15 protein-coding genes are annotated in these 17173 nt (G+C 56.6%); 10 read left to right on the plus strand and 5 right to left on the minus strand.

Features of this window, described 5'->3' with window-relative positions; translation table 11 throughout:
* Positions 1–28: 28 nt before the first annotated feature.
* Entirely contained in the window at positions 29–304 is a 276-nt protein-coding gene (locus tag Q1B15_RS12105) for a hypothetical protein (RefSeq protein WP_299753991.1), read from the minus strand.
* Positions 282–875: a Hint domain-containing protein gene (locus Q1B15_RS12110; RefSeq protein ID WP_299753992.1), complete on the minus strand. Its 594-nt coding sequence runs from the start codon at positions 873–875 to the stop codon at positions 282–284. The genes Q1B15_RS12105 and Q1B15_RS12110 overlap by 23 nt, the downstream gene beginning before the upstream one ends.
* Before the next feature lie 1078 nt (positions 876–1953).
* On the opposite strand from Q1B15_RS12110, the gene Q1B15_RS12115 reads away from it, so the two are divergent.
* Positions 1954–3561, plus strand: a complete 1608-nt coding sequence (locus Q1B15_RS12115; RefSeq protein WP_299753993.1) for an ABC transporter substrate-binding protein — start codon at positions 1954–1956, stop codon at positions 3559–3561.
* A gap of 208 nt (positions 3562–3769) precedes the next feature.
* Positions 3770–4804: a fatty acid desaturase gene (locus Q1B15_RS12120; RefSeq protein ID WP_299753994.1), complete on the plus strand. Its 1035-nt coding sequence runs from the start codon at positions 3770–3772 to the stop codon at positions 4802–4804.
* A gap of 348 nt (positions 4805–5152) precedes the next feature.
* On the opposite strand, the gene Q1B15_RS12125 is transcribed toward Q1B15_RS12120, so the two are convergent.
* Positions 5153–6715: a polysaccharide deacteylase family 2 protein gene (locus Q1B15_RS12125; RefSeq protein ID WP_299753995.1), complete on the minus strand. Its 1563-nt coding sequence runs from the start codon at positions 6713–6715 to the stop codon at positions 5153–5155.
* A 130-nt stretch (positions 6716–6845) separates the two neighbouring features.
* Between Q1B15_RS12125 and Q1B15_RS12130 the strand changes: the two genes are divergently transcribed.
* Both Q1B15_RS12130 and trpD read left to right on the plus strand, forming a co-directional pair.
* Positions 6846–7427, plus strand: a complete 582-nt coding sequence (locus tag Q1B15_RS12130; protein WP_299753996.1) for an aminodeoxychorismate/anthranilate synthase component II — start codon at positions 6846–6848, stop codon at positions 7425–7427.
* Positions 7424–8449 (plus strand): anthranilate phosphoribosyltransferase, encoded by a 1026-nt coding sequence (trpD, locus tag Q1B15_RS12135; protein ID WP_299753997.1) that lies wholly within the window; start codon positions 7424–7426, stop codon positions 8447–8449. The genes Q1B15_RS12130 and trpD overlap by 4 nt, the downstream gene beginning before the upstream one ends.
* A 19-nt stretch (positions 8450–8468) precedes the next feature.
* On the opposite strand, the gene Q1B15_RS12140 is transcribed toward trpD, so the two are convergent.
* Complete coding sequence (locus tag Q1B15_RS12140; protein WP_299753998.1) at positions 8469–8831, minus strand: hypothetical protein; 363 nt, start codon at positions 8829–8831, stop codon at positions 8469–8471.
* A gap of 1787 nt (positions 8832–10618) precedes the next feature.
* Between Q1B15_RS12140 and Q1B15_RS12145 the strand changes: the two genes are divergently transcribed.
* The 5 genes from Q1B15_RS12145 (at position 10619) to lexA (ending at position 14612) form a co-directional block, all read left to right on the plus strand.
* Positions 10619–11275, plus strand: coding sequence for a uracil-DNA glycosylase (locus Q1B15_RS12145; protein ID WP_299753999.1), 657 nt, complete (start codon positions 10619–10621; stop codon positions 11273–11275).
* A gap of 92 nt (positions 11276–11367) precedes the next feature.
* Positions 11368–12186, plus strand: a complete 819-nt coding sequence (gene trpC / locus Q1B15_RS12150) for an indole-3-glycerol phosphate synthase TrpC (protein WP_299754028.1) — start codon at positions 11368–11370, stop codon at positions 12184–12186.
* Positions 12186–12665 (plus strand): cyclic pyranopterin monophosphate synthase MoaC, encoded by a 480-nt coding sequence (gene moaC / locus Q1B15_RS12155; protein WP_299754000.1) that lies wholly within the window; start codon positions 12186–12188, stop codon positions 12663–12665. The genes trpC and moaC overlap by 1 nt, the downstream gene beginning before the upstream one ends.
* Entirely contained in the window at positions 12662–13834 is a 1173-nt protein-coding gene (locus Q1B15_RS12160; RefSeq protein ID WP_299754001.1) for a molybdopterin molybdotransferase MoeA, read from the plus strand. The genes moaC and Q1B15_RS12160 overlap by 4 nt, the downstream gene beginning before the upstream one ends.
* Before the next feature lie 85 nt (positions 13835–13919).
* The gene (lexA, locus tag Q1B15_RS12165; protein WP_299754002.1) at positions 13920–14612 is read left to right on the plus strand and encodes a transcriptional repressor LexA; all 693 of its coding nucleotides are present in this window, start codon (positions 13920–13922) and stop codon (positions 14610–14612) included.
* A gap of 489 nt (positions 14613–15101) precedes the next feature.
* On the opposite strand, the gene Q1B15_RS12170 is transcribed toward lexA, so the two are convergent.
* A complete protein-coding gene (locus Q1B15_RS12170; protein WP_299754029.1) occupies positions 15102–15548 on the minus strand; it encodes a ComEC/Rec2 family competence protein in 447 nt (148 codons plus the stop codon).
* 164 nt (positions 15549–15712) lie between these two features.
* Here Q1B15_RS12170 and gltX point away from each other — a divergent pair, with 164 nt between their 5' ends.
* Positions 15713–17116, plus strand: coding sequence for a glutamate--tRNA ligase (gene gltX, locus Q1B15_RS12175; protein ID WP_299754003.1), 1404 nt, complete (start codon positions 15713–15715; stop codon positions 17114–17116).
* Positions 17117–17173: the final 57 nt, after the last annotated feature.

Raw genomic sequence — 17173 nt, forward strand, 5'->3', positions numbered from 1 at the left:
TTTTCACATTAAGAATCAAAACATCCGGCTATATCTGCTTGATCAGATCACGCGCCTCACAGCGGTCGTTTGCCTCGCCGGCGACCTCGACCCCAGTAGTGCGCACAAGCAGCGTGCGGATTAACAAGCAGGCCGAGCGCGTGTCATCGAGTATCAAAACCCTGATTGGGCGAACAAGCTGGATCACATCCTCATCCACCGCGTATCCTTTCAAAGTCGAAAAAGACCGCGCATCCCGAAAGGCATGGTCTTTTTCGTAAAAGGTCTGGCTAATATTTGGTTTATGCGGCCGGGTTGGACTCACGAAGTGGCTCAAACAAGAGGTAAATGCCGTCGCAGTAAACCTCCTCGGTATCGCCGAGATGGAACATCGTATAGCTGAGACCCGTCTCGCGCTGTCGCTTCACGCCGGGCTTTTCAACGAGGTCACTGGCTTCAAAACGATTTGGCCTACCGGACTTTGCCCCAGCGCAAACGATCTGGCGCGGCGACAACATCACATCAGACGTGGGCATGGCGTGGCCAACGGCCCCCGCCTGAATCCGGATTGGGTTCGAATCCAGTTTCTCATCCAAAAACTGCGCATCAAGCATGACGCGGTTCAACCAGACGATCGGCTTGAAATCGCCCGAACGTGTCTGAACCAAATCCCCCTTGCGCAACGCCACCGCATGCACATCCCCAAAAGATGTACGCACGCGTGTCATCGGCGCAAGACCCGGCAAGGGCCAGCGGTCAGCTGACTCTTCCGGCGCGGATTTCGAGATAACTGGAGCTTGCGCCTTTGGCGTCGAAGCCCCTTCACGAATACGTGTCAGAACGCGCATCATACCGGATACAGAGGTGTAAGATCTGTCTTCTTCTGCATTACTCATTACTTAACCTACCTTTAACACACCCGAACGTTCGGGCCTACTATTCCAAAACGGGACGTGCCGCGTTCCACACCCTTTCAACACGTCCCCTACCCTGGGCACCGACAACAAGCCGGTAGTACTCTTTACACGGTGCGCTGCGATGGATGTGGCATCAACGTTCCGCTTACAAATACCTTTATCCATGATCCCATTGTCGAAAGTTTGGCGCAGCGCGGGCGAATTGGTCTCGAATTGGGACGTCTTGGAGACCCTTGACAGAGCACGTTCTGCGCTTCGTTTTGATATTGGAAACAAAAGCCTGCCAATTCGGCGCCAAAGTCCAATTTCATTACATAATTGGACGGTGTCGTTTCCCTATAATCGACAATCGGTTAAGTTTTCTTGCCCTAAGGCAGCCGCAAAGTGACGAATAATTTCGCTATTTCGATGGATCAACAGGCTGTTTCTATCCAAGTGCCGCTGCGGAAACCAACAATTTTAGGGGAGCCCGCAAAGCCGCCAAGTGCCGCTCCAACACTATTCAGGCGACAATTGGCAGGAGCACCCCCTCACTGATGCCTGTGACGAAACGCTCTGCCCAGATGGCGCCTCGTGGAAAATTCGAAAACCGCGCGAATGCCTCAGGCGATTCCCAAACTGCATCCTTCGCCCGCCAAACGCGTACGCACGCAGGCGCCCAGGCAAGTTCCCTCAGTTTGTCGCTGTTTAAAAGCTCGCGGCATCACCAGTGCGCTTCTCGATTGGATCGACAGCGGAACGACGGATCCCGCGACGCGCGACGAGAGTTGGTTCCAAGCACTTACCAATTCCGAAGACGCCACCGCCTTTCCCGACCAGACCAGATAGAGTGGGTCCAAACCGCACGATAGGCCCCGATACGGGACGCATCCCAAGATCAGCGCGTCTCCGATTTCCTAAGCGGCATTCCCCGACGATTCACCTGGAGGGCGATTTACGTCGCGCGATCGTCATCAGTTTGGGGTGTCATCGGTGCGAAACCGCGGTTATGCTAGCGGATAATGGAACAATGCCCGCACTAAATTTCGGGCGACAAACGAAAAACTGGGAGAACCAAATGAAAAAAGAGAGCTATCTCAAGCTTCAGGCACAGCGTCTGACCGCAGGTCAGATCAACCGTCGTCGCTTTATCATGTCGGCACTGGCCACGGGTGTAACCCTGCCAACCGCCATGTCACTCGCGGGTCGCGCGCAAGCGGCTACCCCGAAAATGGGCGGTGTATTCCGCATGGCCGTGGGTCACGGCTCAACCACGGACTCGATTGATCCGGCAACAGCTGAGAACGATTTCAGCACACATGTCGTCTACAGCCGTGGCAACAACCTGACTGAAGTTTCCAAGTCTGGCGAACTGGTGGGCGAACTGGCCGAAAGCTTCGAGCCCGGCGACACAGCCTCGACATGGATCTTCAACCTGCGTCCTGGCGTCGAATTCCACAACGGCAAATCGCTTACAGCAGACGACGTCATCGCGACGATGAACTATCACCGTGGCGAAGATTCTAAGTCAGCCGCCAAAGGTCTTGTAACTCAGATTTCCTCAATGCGGGCAGATGGCCCAAACCGGGTTATTTTCGAGCTTGAAAGTGCAAACGCTGACTTCCCCTTCATCGTTTCAGACTATCACCTGATCATTCTGCCGTCTGAAGATGGCGTCGTTGACGCGCTAAGCGGCATCGGTACCGGTGGTTATGTGGTCGAAAACTACGAACCCGGCGTACGTGCAACTTTCAACCGGAACGCAAACTACTGGAAAGAGGGGGCAGCAAACTTCGATCGTTACGAATTGCTGTCGATCCTCGATGCGACCGCCCGCCAGAACGCTGTGATGAACGGCGATGTGGATTTTGCAGGCGACATCCCTCCAAACACTGTCGCTCTGATGAACCGCGTTCCGACCATCGACATTTTGAAAACGACGGGCACACAACACTACACCTTCCCAATGCGCCTCAATCTCGAGCCGTTCGATAACTACGATCTCCGGATGGCATTGAAGTATTCGATTAAACGTCAGGAACTTGTCGACAAGATCCTGCTTGGCCACGGTGAAGTCGGCAACGACGTGCCCGTGAACGCTTCGATGCCGTTTTTCAATCCTGACCTGCCAGTGCACGAGTTCAACGCTGAACTTGCCGCCGAGCATTACAAGAAGTCCGGCCATTCCGGCCCAATCCAACTGTCCGCCTCGGACGCCGCTTTCGCCGGAGCCGTCGACGCGGCCCAGCTTATTTCTGCTTCGGCAAAAGAAGCCGGGATCGAAATCGAAGTGGTTCGCGAACCATCGGACGGTTACTGGTCGAACGTCTGGAACAAAAAGGCCTGGTGCGCGTGTTACTGGTCGGGTCGTCCGACACAGGACTGGATGTATTCCTCCGCCTACACCAACGACACCGAGTGGAACGATACGTCTTGGAAAACGACGGAAGCTTCGGACCAGTTCAACAGCCTTGTTGTTCAAGCCCGTGCTGAAACCGACGAGTCCGCACGCCGCGCGCAGTACTACGAAGCGCAAAGCCTGCTGCAGGACGATGGCGGTGCAATCGTCGCAATGTTCGCAAGCTACCTCGCCGCACACTCCAAGACGCTGGCCCACGACGAGGATGTAGCCGCCAACTGGGCGAACGATGGCAACAAAGTACAGGAGCGTTGGTGGTTCGCTTGATCCTCTGACCTTCACGGCAAATACAGGGCGGTGCGAAAGCGTCGCCCTTTTTCGTTAAATGCCGCCGAACAGACAAAGATTGTATTGCTACGTCTTTAACCAAGAAAGTGGTTAAGTTGTCGCGCCCCGGCATTCTTGTCGTGATATTCATTGCGATGTGGGCACTTTTGTTTATCAAGACATCCACAATTACAAAAAAAGCAGGCACATGTTCGATAACTCAGAGCCCCAGGTTGAGAAGCCGCCCCCTTCCGACGCGCGTGATTGGATAAAACAGCTTTCAGCGTACCGCGATCCGTCAACCGCGCGAAGCCTTTTTGAACTTGGTGTAACCATTGGACCGTTCTTTGGTCTTTGGGCATTCGCATGGTGGTCGTTATCTGTGTCCTACTGGCTGACACTTGCCATATCGATCGCCAACGGCGCCTTCCTTTTACGCCTCTTTACGATCCAGCACGATTGCGGCCACGGAGCGTTCTTCAAGAACCGAACTGCAAGCGACTGGACCGGCCGCGCCCTTGGCGTGCTGACGCTAACACCTTATGCTGTCTGGCGTCACTGCCATTCGATCCACCATTCCGCGTCCGGTAACCTAGGCCGTCGTGGTATCGGAGACATCGCAACCCTGACGGTCACTGAATACAATGACCGCAGCCCTTTTGGCCGCCTTGTATATCGCCTTTACCGCAACCCGATTGTTCTGTTCGGCCTCGGCCCCGGCTATTTGTTCCTGCTTCAGAACCGCCTGCCGCTTGGACTTATGAACCAGGCAAAATATTGGGTCAGCGCGATGGGCACCAACGCGGTCATCATCGCAGCCCTTGCTGTAATCACCTACTTCGGTGGTCTGATGCCGCTGCTGCTAATCTTCCTGCCGTCAACGCTTCTTGCGGGAACCGCTGGCATGTGGCTGTTTTACGTTCAGCACCAGTTTGAAGACACACACTGGGACGAAGATGGCGACTGGCAACTACACGACGCGGCACTCCACGGCAGTTCGCACTACGTCATGCCCGCGCCCTTACAATGGCTAAGCGCGAACATCGGCATCCACCACGTGCATCACCTCTACAGCCGGATACCTTTCTACCGCTTGCCAGAGGTCCTGAAAGATCACGTCGAACTTGCCAACAGCAATCGGATGACAATCGGCGAAAGCCTTGCCTGCGCGCGCCTGCACCTTTGGGACGACAAGCAAAAGCGGCTTTTGTCCTTCGCTGAAGCGAACGCACAGGTATACTAAGCATCAATACAATTCTGTATTTCAACACAAAGGCCCCGGACACATCGTTTGGGGCTTTTGTCTTTAAGGCGTAGCCTCTCAACCTGATCGCCGATGCCTCCGCTTTCCCAGAGGGTCGCTGGGGACAGCACGATCTAAAGCGCAGAAGGCCACCTCACAGACCCTGCAATAGAAAATTGCCGCAAGGTGCAATCGCATCGACCAAAATCTTCATAAACCACTACCATCGGGACCAATGAACATCTGTGCGTCCGCCAACATCCATTTGAATATGCATCAGACCCGAGAGCCAGACGCCGCCAATGCCGTCCGCAAAGCTTGCGCGCACATCGATGCAGAATCCCGAAATCAGTTTGTGGTCAAAGCCGCCGAGATTGGTGCCAACGTCACACTGGCCGCGCGGTTGCCAAGCACCCATTCGGCCAAGGCCTCAAGCGTCCTGGCTTCAGTCCGCCCAACCAGTATCACCGCTTCGTCCTGACGTGCGCGGAACGCAGCCCGGTCCATCGCACGACGAATTTGCTCGTTGGTTTCATTCGCCCCATCAATGTCGCGGAAAATCAGCCCCGTCGGTACGCCTGCACGTTCGGCGCGCTGGTGGGCGGTGTTCAGTCCGCGTGGGAAGGTGATCAAGCCATGGCCCGAGGCCGCAACAACGTCGACAACCTGTGCCACTGCCGCACGATCTGACTGGAAGCTCTCGCCCGAATTGTCCATGACGGCGACCGCTTCGGGGATTGTTTCAAAGTTCACCCGAAGCGCCACTTCGACGTCCTGCGGCGTGGCCCCAACCGGCAACGACGGGATCATCACCACTTCGCGGCCCATCGCGCGATAGTCTGCTGCAATCTTTGCAGCACCGGGCGATCCGGCATTCACGGCAAAGGACACAGTGCCGGGCAAACCATCCACAACATCCGCCGACAAGGCGCTCTCGCCGCGATGCACAAGAACGACCGACATCAATGGCAGGTCGTCTGTTACCTCAAAGTCAGTGGCCCAACGAGTCAAAGCATCGCCGGTAACGATCATAGCGGGTGTTTCAGGCGCCGCCTCATCAACGTTTTCAGCGACATCGCCGGGCGCTGGACGCTCGGTCGGCAGTGCCGTCTCTTCGGCCTCGGGGGCTGATCCAATCCGCGGAAGACGGTCGGTTTCCACGTTCTGCGCCATATTGCCGATCTCGTCGACCGGCTTGAAAAACTCGCTCTCGCCCCCGTCCACGCGCACGATGGCGTTCGGCGCAAGGTCTGCTTCGGGCGCGTCAACGGCTTCGGGGGCTACGGGCGTTTCCGGCGGATCTGCAGTGTCGGTCTCAAAGATCCGAGGCGTCGGCGCTTCGATCGTGTCCGTGGCTTCGGGTGCAGGCGCCATAGGAGCAGTCTCTTCCACAGCACTGGGAGCCACCACCGCCACATCATCAGTTGCAGGCGCTTGCCCCTCAACCGGCGCATCGGTCGCGGTCTCAGGCGCTTGTGCCGGAACCTCCGGTGCGACAAGCGCGCGGCCCGCATCCGGCGCATCTGCGCTTGGGGCCGATGGTCCGGTTACGTTAATGTCAATTTCTTCCGCGACCTCGGGAGTGCCCGCAAGGCCGGCTGGGCCTTCAACGCTTGGCTGCGGAACCGCTAAAGACGAGGTGTCAAACGCAGGCGGTGTTTCAACCGCATCGTCCGGGGCGACGACGCCAGCGACGCCCTCAGCGCCTGGGCGTGTCTCAGCCTCGGGAACCACGGGGTTTGTTTCAGGTCGTGCCTGATCAAATTCAGTGCCGGCAGGCACCTCAACAGGTACTGCCTCCGGTCGCGGCAAGCTTAGCTCTTGGCGACCGAATACAAGACTGGAAACAGCTAGCATCGCAAAGCCCACGATACCGCCCCAAAATATGCCCGCGAGAAAGCCGCGTCCCAACGCCCTCTCCTTTACTCTGCTCAATTGCCCATGGGTGCCTTGACGAATGGCGACACCTCTGACCAAGTATACCGGCGCTTTCGGCGCCTGACACCCCATATCTGCACCCATAGGCGCGAAGACACGCAAAATGTTACTCCTGATCGACAATTACGACAGTTTCACCTTCAACCTCGTCCATTTTCTGGGCGAGCTTGGAGCGGAATGCCAGGTTCACCGCAATGATGCCCTCACCGTTCAAGAGGCGATGGCGCTGAAGCCCGAAGCCATTATCTTAAGCCCCGGCCCCTGTGACCCAGACAAAGCAGGCATTTGCCTGGCTCTCACGCAGGCCGCCGCCGAAACCAACACGCCGCTTCTAGGTGTTTGCCTTGGCCACCAAGCCATAGGGCAAGCTTTTGGCGGTAAAGTTGTTCGCGCCGGAGAAATCGTCCACGGCAAACTTGGCCAGATGCACCATGATGGCAAATCGCTGTTCAAAGGCCTGCCCTCACCGCTGGACGCCACTCGTTACCACTCGCTGATTGTCGACCGCGACACGCTTCCTGATGAGCTAGAAATCACGGCATGGCTCGACAATGGAATCATCATGGGGTTTCAACACAAAGCCAAACCAATCCACGGGCTGCAGTTCCACCCCGAATCGATCCGTTCTCAACATGGACATGCCATGCTGCAAAATTTCCTCGACATCGTTCCGGTGCACGCATGACATCCGACATCAAATCGCTGATCGCAACCGCCGTTGATCGCCCCCTGACCCGCGCCGAGGCTGAAACCGCCTTCCGCATTTTGTTCAACGGCGAAGCCACCCCCAGCCAGATCGGCGGCCTCCTTATGACATTGCGCACCCGCGGCGAAACGGTCGAAGAATACGCCGCCGCCGCCAGCGTGATGCGCGCAAAGTGCCGCAAAGTGGTTGCGCCGGAAGGGGCTATGGACATCGTTGGCACCGGCGGCGACGGCAAAGGCACCCTTAATATCTCGACCGCCACGGCCTTCGTGGTGGCCGGCGCTGGTGTCACAGTCGCCAAGCACGGCAACCGCAATCTAAGTTCGAAATCCGGAGCCGCCGACGCCCTGACCCAGATGGGTATCAACGTCATGGTCGGCCCCGAAATAGTCGAAAAAGCCATCAACAAAGTTGGCATCGGCTTCATGATGGCCCCGATGCACCACCCCGCAATTGCCCACGTCATGCCGACCCGCGCGGAACTTGGCACTCGCACGATTTTTAACATCCTCGGCCCTCTCACGAACCCCGCAGGCGTGAAGCGCCAACTGACGGGTGCGTTCTCCGAAGAAATGCTCCGCCCTATGGCCGAAACGCTTCACGCGCTCGGCTCCGAAGCCGCTTGGCTTGTCCACGGCTCGGACGGTACGGATGAGATTACCATTACCGGCCCGACAGCCATCGTCGCACTGAAAGATGGTGTGATCACCGAAATGACTGTGCACCCAGAAGACGCGCACCTGCCTGTCCACCCGTTTGAGGCCATCATCGGAGGCACGCCTGAAGAAAACGGCCGCGCGTTTCAAGCGCTTCTCGCCGGAGAAACTTCTGCCTACCGCGACGCCGTCTTGCTGAACGCCGCCGCCGCTCTCGTCATCGCAGGCGTTGCCCACGGCCTTCCGGAAGGTGTTGATATGGCATCAAAATCCATCGACAGTGGTGCTGCACGCGGCAAAATAGAAGGCCTTGCAAAAGTGACTCAAGGCAGCTTAGGTCCTTGAGGCTTCAGCCCCTCAGCCCTTAAAAGCTCAACTCATACCGAAGGTTAAGCCCGTCGCTTTCGTATTTTGACCCACGACCGTAACAATTGGCAGTCGCGGACAAAAAACCTTTGATGCCAGTCACATAACTTGATCCCAACTCAACCCGTCCGCGTCCACTTTCATACGCTGTCACCACCGATCGTGCCGCACCGGTGCCATCGATGCGGGAATAAATACAAGTGACCCCGCCTAAGACATCAACCGTGCCGAAGCCAATGTCGTCCGGAACGGTGAAATCTGCGCCCGCTGCGAGCTGAAAAACCGTCACCGTCTGCCCCTGGACCACCACACTGTTGCCATCCACGTAGCTTTCCAGACGGTCCGTTGCATAAGTCGCCAAAAATTTTGGCTCCAACGACACGTCCGCATAATTTGCCTGTCCGGCAAACCTTCACCCACGCCAAAATCCGCTCGGACTAGACCCGTCGGTGTAAGTACCAAGCGGAGACGTCTCGTTCTCCGTTTGCCCGTAAAGGACGCAGCCCTTATAAAAAAAACAAGGGTAATCCCGGCGCTTTGGCGACGAAATAAGGGCCAAACATCCAGCCCACCCCGACGAACGCGCCGTATCATCGTCCCGTGAAATGAAATCTGCCTGAAACTGCCACCGGCCAGACGCGTCTCGCTGACCTTCCAGCGACGCCTCATTGCGCCAAGCGCATAAGCCGCCTCGCTGGTATCTGATGTCCCCCAGTTCGCAGTTAAGTCGACCCAGAAATGGCTATCTTCCTGCGACAAAGAAAGGCTGTGGCGGCCGTTTTACTTCGTCACGGCTGCATTCGCAAACCCACGCCGCGAGCCCGACAAAATCCGATAAGGTCAGGCTGGTTCGCAATCAAAAGGTTGGCGAGCTCATATTGTAGTTCGGCAACTTCTTCCGACGTTGCATCTGCGTCCGTATAAGTCGCCGCACTTGTGTCCGAGACATTGCCGGCTTCATCACGGGATACCGCAGCTATTGTCCCCGAAGGCTGGTCCGCGCTTGAGTTGGGGGAATGAGCGTCCGTCGATGGGTCCGCGGTCACAGCACTTCAGAGCTTGGCCGTTCCCGCCACACCGATCGCACCTTTGGGTTACGGTGTATGCGAGGCAATACAGGCGCATCGGGCGGCGTGATATCAGACGCCATCCCAGTGACCGCGATATCATAAAAGGCTTCGCCAGCATCATCGCTGGAAACGTCTAGATCGAAGGGAAAGGCCCCTGCTGCAGTAGGCTTGTACGTAGATTTAAACGTCGTGGACAACCAACCCAGGCTCAAGTGTTAAAGAGCCGGGCGCCGCAATGTCACATTCTGCACATTTCTCAAGTTTGTCGCTGTCGGGGTGCCGCTGAGCGTCAGAGCCACAGGGCCTGTATTGCAGATCATGTAAATATCTACCTTTGGAGTTCCCGCACGATCCATGCCCTGATTGTCAGCGCCACCATCGGTCAAAGGACCTGAATCCGACGAGACAGTCTCAATCTCGCCAAGACTGTGAAAAAAACTGGGCTTCGGCAATCTAAAGGAACTCTCTGCCTGCCAGTTGAACCCGCACGTAGCGGCCGGTGCGATCGACATTCAAGGGAGTCGGGCGAAGCGTCTGCCCCGAAACATACAGCTCAAGCACCCCAGCCTACCCCTGCGACGCAGCAATCGTGCCACCGGTAAATGACGTATCCGAGACAAATACCTGGAAGTTCGAGCCGCGGGCCGCGCAGCAATCTTTTTGGTTGAACAAGCTTATCGTCAAGATGCTTTCAACCGACCTGCCCTAGTGGCTGTACTGGTGTTGCCATCAATGGCTCTGCTCGCCGATCCGCCAACCCGTCGCCGACTGCGTCGCGGTGCCGGCTGGAGCTAGCTTCACTCACGCTTGAGGATCTGTGCCAAGCAAAAATACGCATAACGCTGCACGGATTGCCGTCCGGAAGAGGTCGGTCAATTGAAGCGCCGATTAACTGGTTACTTATCTCTTGAAGGCGGTGATAAACCTTTATTTACGCTTTTCTGGGCCCCGACTGGGAGATTTCGAGACTGTCAGGCACCAATTGTGGTTTGAATTGGCATGATCGACGGCTTCTCTCCTTCGCACAAGACGCAACCTCCGCTTGCCTATGCGACCACGCCGCGACTACGTTGAGCTCATGGCACGTTCCCTCCAAATTCCCGACGCGTGGAGCCTTTTGCCATTCTTCACGAGCCATTGGCCCGCACTCAAAACCAAGCTTGCCGCCGAAACAAGCACCATCCTTCCCCCCGAAATCCAGCGCTTCGCCGCCTTTGAACACACTGCGCCACAGGACATCCGAGTTGTCATTTTGGGACAGGACCCCTACCCGACTCCCGGCCACGCCAATGGCCTTGCCTTCTCCGTTGCGCCCGATGTTCCGCTTCCAAGATCTCTCGCGAACATCTACCGCGAAATGGAAGACGATCTTGGTGCACGGCCCAAAACCGGCGACCTCTCCCACTTGGCCGCACAAGGCGTCCTCCTGCTGAATACGTGTCTCTCAGTTCCCGCCGGAAACCCAGGCGCCCACGCAAAACTTGGCTGGTCTCATCTCACCCGTGATGTGCTGGCCGAGGTTTCGCGTCATAATTGCGCATTCCTGCTGTGGGGCAACCATGCGCAGTCCTTCCGGGGCGACATTCGTTCTGGCAATCACCTTGTCCTTGAGACTGCCCATCCATCGCCTCTTTCCGCAAGGCGCGGTTTTTTCGGCGCCCGTCCGTTTTCGCGGGTCAACGCTTGGTTTCAAACCCGCGGGGAAACGCCGATCAACTGGATTGCGGCGCCTTAACAAGAGCCTCTCTTTGCGAACGCCTGCACCGACGCAATACCAACGTTATAACGATATGCCTTTTCAGCCCCCTTTGGACACGCTATTTCAACATTATGAGCACCGCACTTGATCGCATTAAGGCCTACAAACTCGACGAGATTGCCGAGGCCAAAGCCGCCCGTCCGCTTGCCGATGTCATGGCAATGGCGCACGACGCCTCGCCGCCACGTGGCTTCGCTACTGCACTCACTAGGGCCTCGCGAACCGGCTATGCGCTGATCGCCGAGATCAAAAAGGCCAGCCCTTCCAAAGGTTTAATCCGCGCAGACTTCGACCCGCCTGCGCTTGCGAAAGCCTATGAGGCCGGTGGAGCCACCTGCCTGTCGGTTCTCACTGACACCCCTAGCTTCCAAGGTGCGCCCGACTACCTCGTCGCCGCCCGCAAGGCTGTGTCATTGCCATGTCTGCGCAAAGACTTTCTCTATGACACCTACCAGGTCGCGGAAGCCCGCGCATGGGGCGCCGACTGCATCCTGATCATTATGGCCAGCGTCACAGACGAACAGGCTTTGGAACTTGAAGATTGCGCGGTAAACGATTGGAATATGGATGTTTTGGTTGAGATTCATGACGAAGAGGAACTTCATCGCGCCACAAAACTACGCTCGCCGCTGCTTGGAATTAACAACCGCAATTTGAAGACCTTCGAGACGGATCTCGGCACCACCGAGCGCCTCGCAAAAGACGTTCCCATGGGCCGCACAATTGTTGCGGAAAGCGGTTTATTCACGCCGGAAGACCTTGCTCGTATGGCTCATATCGGTGCGCGAACGTTCCTCATCGGCGAAGGCCTGATGCGTCAGGACGACGTCGCAGCCGCCACCCGCGCAATCCTCGCAAACCCGGTTCCAATCGATGGGGCCGTCTGATGTCGGGTCTCACACATTTCGATCAACAGGGTCAGGTGCACATGGTCGATGTCTCCGACAAAGATCACACGGACCGGATTGCAGTGGCCGAAGGATACGTTCGGATGTCCCAGCAAGTCCTTGAAATCATTACCGAGGGGCGCGCTAAAAAGGGCGACGTGCTTGCCGTTGCAAGACTGGCAGGTATTATGGGCGCGAAGAAAACGTCCGAGCTTATTCCACTATGCCATCCCCTGCCGATCACGAAAGTTGCGCTTGAATTGACTGTTGACCCCACACGACCTGGCGTGCGCGTCGAGGCAACTGTCAAAACCTCCGGGCAAACTGGCGTCGAGATGGAAGCCCTGACTGCGGTGTCCACGGCTTGTCTGACGATCTACGACATGGTGAAGTCAGTCGAGAAATCCATGATCATCGAAGACATACGGCTTGTGCTGAAAGATGGCGGAAAAACAGGGCTTTACGAGGCTGATACGTGATTTCAGTCGACGAAGCTTTGGGCCATGTGTTCGCCCTTGCGCAGCCAGTTGGCACGGAAACTGTGCCACTTCGCCAAGCCGCCGGTCGTGTTTTGGCCAAGCCCGTCGTCGCGTCACGCGCTCACCCCCCCTTCGCCACATCCACCATGGACGGCTATGCTATTGCCACCGAAAGCGTTCGCATCCACGATACTTTCCAAGTGATCGGCGAAGCGGCCGCCGGACATCGATTTGACGGTGACGTGGCTGCAGGTCAGGCGGTACGCATTTTTACCGGAGCGCCTATCCCCCCCGGCACCATGCGGGTTGTTATTCAGGAAGACACTCGCCACATTGGAAGCCGGATATCCATTTCTAGTGATCCAAATTCATCGCTTTATATCAGACCTGACGGAGCCGACTTTAAAGTTGGAAGTATGATTGCGGCGCCGCGACTGTTATCGCCTTCTGATGTGGCGTTGATAGCTTCAATGAACCAGGTCGAAATTCTTGTTTCTCGAAAACCCGTTGTGGCCCTAATCGCGACCGGCGACGAGCTAGTGATGCCTGGTGAAGCGCCCGGTGCGGACCAGATCATCGCGTCGAACGCGCTTGGCTTGGCCGCGATGGTTGAAGCTGCAGGCGGTATAGCACGGGTTCTGCCCATCGCGCGTGATAAAGTCGGATCGCTTCAAGGCGTTTTCGACTTAGCGAAAGGCGCCGACCTAGTTGTGACCATCGGCGGGGCATCTGTCGGAGACCACGACCTTGTTGGTCAAGTCGCCGAAATGCGCGGGATGGAACGTGCTTTCTACAAAGTTGCCATGCGCCCCGGAAAGCCTTTGATGGCGGGACAGCTTGAAGGTTCTGCGATCCTGGGATTGCCCGGAAACCCTGTATCATCAATTATTTGTGGTCGTATCTTTATGTTGCCAATGATGGCGGCCATGCAAGGGCTTCCCGCGAAAGCGCCCGAGCGGATGACTGCTATATTGGGCGCTGCGATCTGCAGAAATGGTCCGCGAGAACACTATATGCGCGCCCGACGGAGCGGTGATCGGGTAGTGGTGGCAGACTGTCAGGATAGTGGGCTGCTAAGTGTGCTTGCGGACGCGAATGCTTTGGTGGTCCGGCCTCCGAATGATCCTGCCAAAACCGCAGGTGACGTGGTTGATGTTCTCGATTTGTGATCGTTGACACAAAACAAGAACGCGTATAGAACATTAATCGAACACGAGACCGCATGGAAATGGTGAGCAGAGGAGGTTCGCATTAATGTTGACCCGTAAACAACTTGATTTGCTAGAATTTATTCATAAGCGCGTTCAGCGCGATGGCGTTCCGCCTTCGTTCGACGAAATGAAGGAAGCTCTCAGCCTTAGGTCGAAATCCGGGATCCACCGCCTGATCACGGCTTTGGAAGAGCGTGGGTTCATTCGTCGACTTGCGCACCGCGCACGGGCCATTGAGATTGTGAAGCTTCCGGATGCTCTTGATACAAACAAAAGGTTTGTGCCGAAGGTCATTGAAGGCGATCGCCCCGACGCAGCATTGCCGCCGAATGCCATGCCGATCGATGCGCAAGCCATGGAATTGCCGGTGATGGGCCGGATTGCGGCTGGCGTGCCGATTGCCGCGATCAGCGAGGTGAGCCACCGGGTGGCAGTTCCTGGGCAAATGCTTTCGGGCAAAGGTCATCATTATGCGCTTGAGGTCAAAGGCGACTCGATGACCGACGTTGGTATTAACGATGGTGACATTGTTGTCATTCGCGAGACCAACACCGCCGATAACGGCGACATCGTTGTCGCTTTGGTGGAGGATCAAGAAGCTACGCTGAAGCGTTTTCGCCAACAGGGCAACACCATTGCCCTTGAAGCCGCGAATCCTGCCTACGAAACGCGACTGTATCGCGACGATCAGGTCAAAGTTCAGGGTCGCCTGGTCGGATTGATCCGCAGTTATTGAAACCAAAGCCGCGCGCCCTGTTTTTGACGCGCGGTTTTCAGACGCCGGTCAGGACCGTGTCGGTAAAACGCCAATGACCCTGTTTTGCGTTAGGATTCTACGTTGAGTATCGTGCATCCGTCGGGAGCCTCTGATTTTATATTCACGACGAAAAATCCGCGTTTTGACAGTCGGCACCGGAATATACCCGTGCTTTTTTGCCGGTCACGTGGAAAATCGTTTTCGAATTAGGCTTTATGACATGGCGCTTTCAGACGGTTTCAAACCCGTCGTGGGCAAAGGCTAGGTCCTGCTTCACCGGGTCCCATAATTTTCAAGCCAGCTTGGGCGGCAAAGCTTTCCCCGTGGGATTTTGAAAGGTGGCGCCCCTGTGCCGTCATTACACCAACGAGACTTCCGGTTTCGTTAGGGATCATATCGGGGCGTGGGTCGCGCTCCAGATGACGATTGAGCAAGCACGGGAGTAATACCGACAAGCGTGCGGCCCTGCTACAAGACGATCCAAAGACACCCAAGCGTCAGCAGCGGAAGGACCAGAGCCGTCGGGCTCGAGATATGGCTAAGCGATTCCGGCAAATAGACAACTTTATCGGCGACGGTCAGTATCCATGTGATTGCAGCGTCGATCAGTTTGAGGCCAATCCATTCCAAGCCAAACGGCCAAAGCACAGCCCAAAGCACCGCGCTGGGGATGATGATGGCGCTCATCAGCGGAACCGAAAGGATGTTAGCTACTAGCCCGAAATTGGGGATCTGATTAAAACGAGCCGCTGCGATTGGCGTAGTTGCAAGCCCCACGATAGTAGACGACAGGGCAATACCTTCGACCATACGCAAGGGCCATGGCCAGCGCGATTGGGTCCAATCAGCGTCGCGCATCCAGCCGAAAGTGGCTACCAGTGCGATCGTGGCAGCAAAGGACCTCTTAAATGCCAGGCATCACCGGCGACCACGAAAACAGGTAGCTGCGTTAACGGTCGATCAGGTCAGAAACGTCGATCAGCGGGCGCACCCTTGTCTCCCGATGTAGGGTTGACTACACACCGGCGATGCTACGCCCTTCATGGTTTCCATAAGCTTAATTTCAAAGGCCTACCCTTATGAACGACCGTCCTGTCGTGACCCGTTTCGCTCCGTCCCCGACGGGTTATCTGCATATTGGTGGCGCGCGCACCGCATTATTCAATTGGCTTTTTGCGCGCCGTAACGGGGGCAAGTTCCTGCTTCGGATTGAGGACACCGACAGGGCGCGCTCAACGCCTGAGGCAACTGAGGCGATCTTTCGCGGGTTGACGTGGCTGGGGCTTGATTGGGACGGCGATGCTGTGAGCCAATTTGAGGGCGCCACGCGGCATGCGGAGGTCGCCCAAGAGATGTTGGAGTCGGGCGCTGCATACAAATGCTTCTCGACCCAAGACGAAATCGCTGCGTTTCGCGAGGCGGCGAGGGCTAAAGGCGCATCGACGCTGTTCCGCTCGCCGTGGCGCGATGGGGCGGAAGGCGATCAACCGGATGCGCCGTTTGCGATCCGCGTCAAGGCGCCGCGCGAGGGTGTGACGGTGATCAAAGACGCCGTGCAGGGCGATGTGACGGTACGCAATGATCAGTTGGACGATATGATCGTATTGCGATCGGACGGCACGCCGGTTTATATGTTGGCCGTGGTGGTGGATGACCACGACATGGGGGTGAACCATGTGATCCGTGGTGACGATCATTTGAATAACGCGGCCCGTCAGATGTTGGTTTACAAGGCCATGGGCTGGGACGTTCCGGTTTGGGCGCATATCCCGCTTATTCACGGCGAGGACGGCAAGAAATTGTCTAAACGCCACGGCGCCTTGGGGGTCGAAGAGTGGCAGGCCGAAGGATACCCTGCGCCGGGTATGCTCAACTATCTGGCACGGCTTGGCTGGAGCCATGGGGACGATGAGTTTTTCACGACCGAACAAGCCATCGCCTGGTTTGGGCTGGACGGCATTGGCAAGGCCCCTGCCCGGTTTGATACCAAGAAGCTAGCTAATTTGTCGGGTCAGCACATTGCGGTAATGGACGATGCTGCACTTGTAGAAGAAATTGAAGGATATCTGACAGTTTCGGGCCAAGAAAAATTGACAGATGTCCAGAAAAGCGACCTTGAGCGTGCAATGTACTGCCTCAAGGATCGCGCCCGGACTTATCCGGAGCTTCTTGAAAAAGCGGCGTTTATTTTGACATCGAGACCGATTGTGCCAGATGAAAAATCGGCCAAGGCGCTTGATTTAGTATCCCGCAGTATACTGGGAGAATTGACGCCGCACCTGCAAAATGCTAGCTGGGAGCGCGACACTCTGGAGGGCGTCGTGCAGTCACTGGCAGAGGCACACGGCCTTAAGCTTGGCAAACTGGCAGGACCACTTCGCGCAGCGTTGTCGGGCCGGGCCGTTAGTCCAAGTGTCTTCGACATGATGCTGGTCCTAGGCCGCGACGAAACCGTGCGCCGATTGGATGACGCGGCCACATAATCCGGGCATTCCCCTTTGATGCGGGGTCCGTCCAACTTCAGATCCTGCGCAGCGACG

The sequence above is a fragment of the uncultured Boseongicola sp. genome (assembly GCF_937988555.1).
Taxonomy (GTDB): domain Bacteria; phylum Pseudomonadota; class Alphaproteobacteria; order Rhodobacterales; family Rhodobacteraceae; genus Boseongicola.

Coding starts and splice junctions, on each gene's coding strand:
- Q1B15_RS12110 (WP_299753992.1), bottom strand. CDS start 875: ATGAGTAATGCAGAAGAAGACAGATCTTACACCTCTGTATCCGGTATG.
- Q1B15_RS12115 (WP_299753993.1), top strand. CDS start 1,954: ATGAAAAAAGAGAGCTATCTCAAGCTTCAGGCACAGCGTCTGACCGCA.
- Q1B15_RS12120 (WP_299753994.1), top strand. CDS start 3,770: ATGTTCGATAACTCAGAGCCCCAGGTTGAGAAGCCGCCCCCTTCCGAC.
- Q1B15_RS12130 (WP_299753996.1), top strand. CDS start 6,846: ATGTTACTCCTGATCGACAATTACGACAGTTTCACCTTCAACCTCGTC.
- trpD (WP_299753997.1), top strand. CDS start 7,424: ATGACATCCGACATCAAATCGCTGATCGCAACCGCCGTTGATCGCCCC.
- Q1B15_RS12145 (WP_299753999.1), top strand. CDS start 10,619: ATGGCACGTTCCCTCCAAATTCCCGACGCGTGGAGCCTTTTGCCATTC.
- moaC (WP_299754000.1), top strand. CDS start 12,186: ATGTCGGGTCTCACACATTTCGATCAACAGGGTCAGGTGCACATGGTC.
- lexA (WP_299754002.1), top strand. CDS start 13,920: ATGTTGACCCGTAAACAACTTGATTTGCTAGAATTTATTCATAAGCGC.
- gltX (WP_299754003.1), top strand. CDS start 15,713: ATGAACGACCGTCCTGTCGTGACCCGTTTCGCTCCGTCCCCGACGGGT.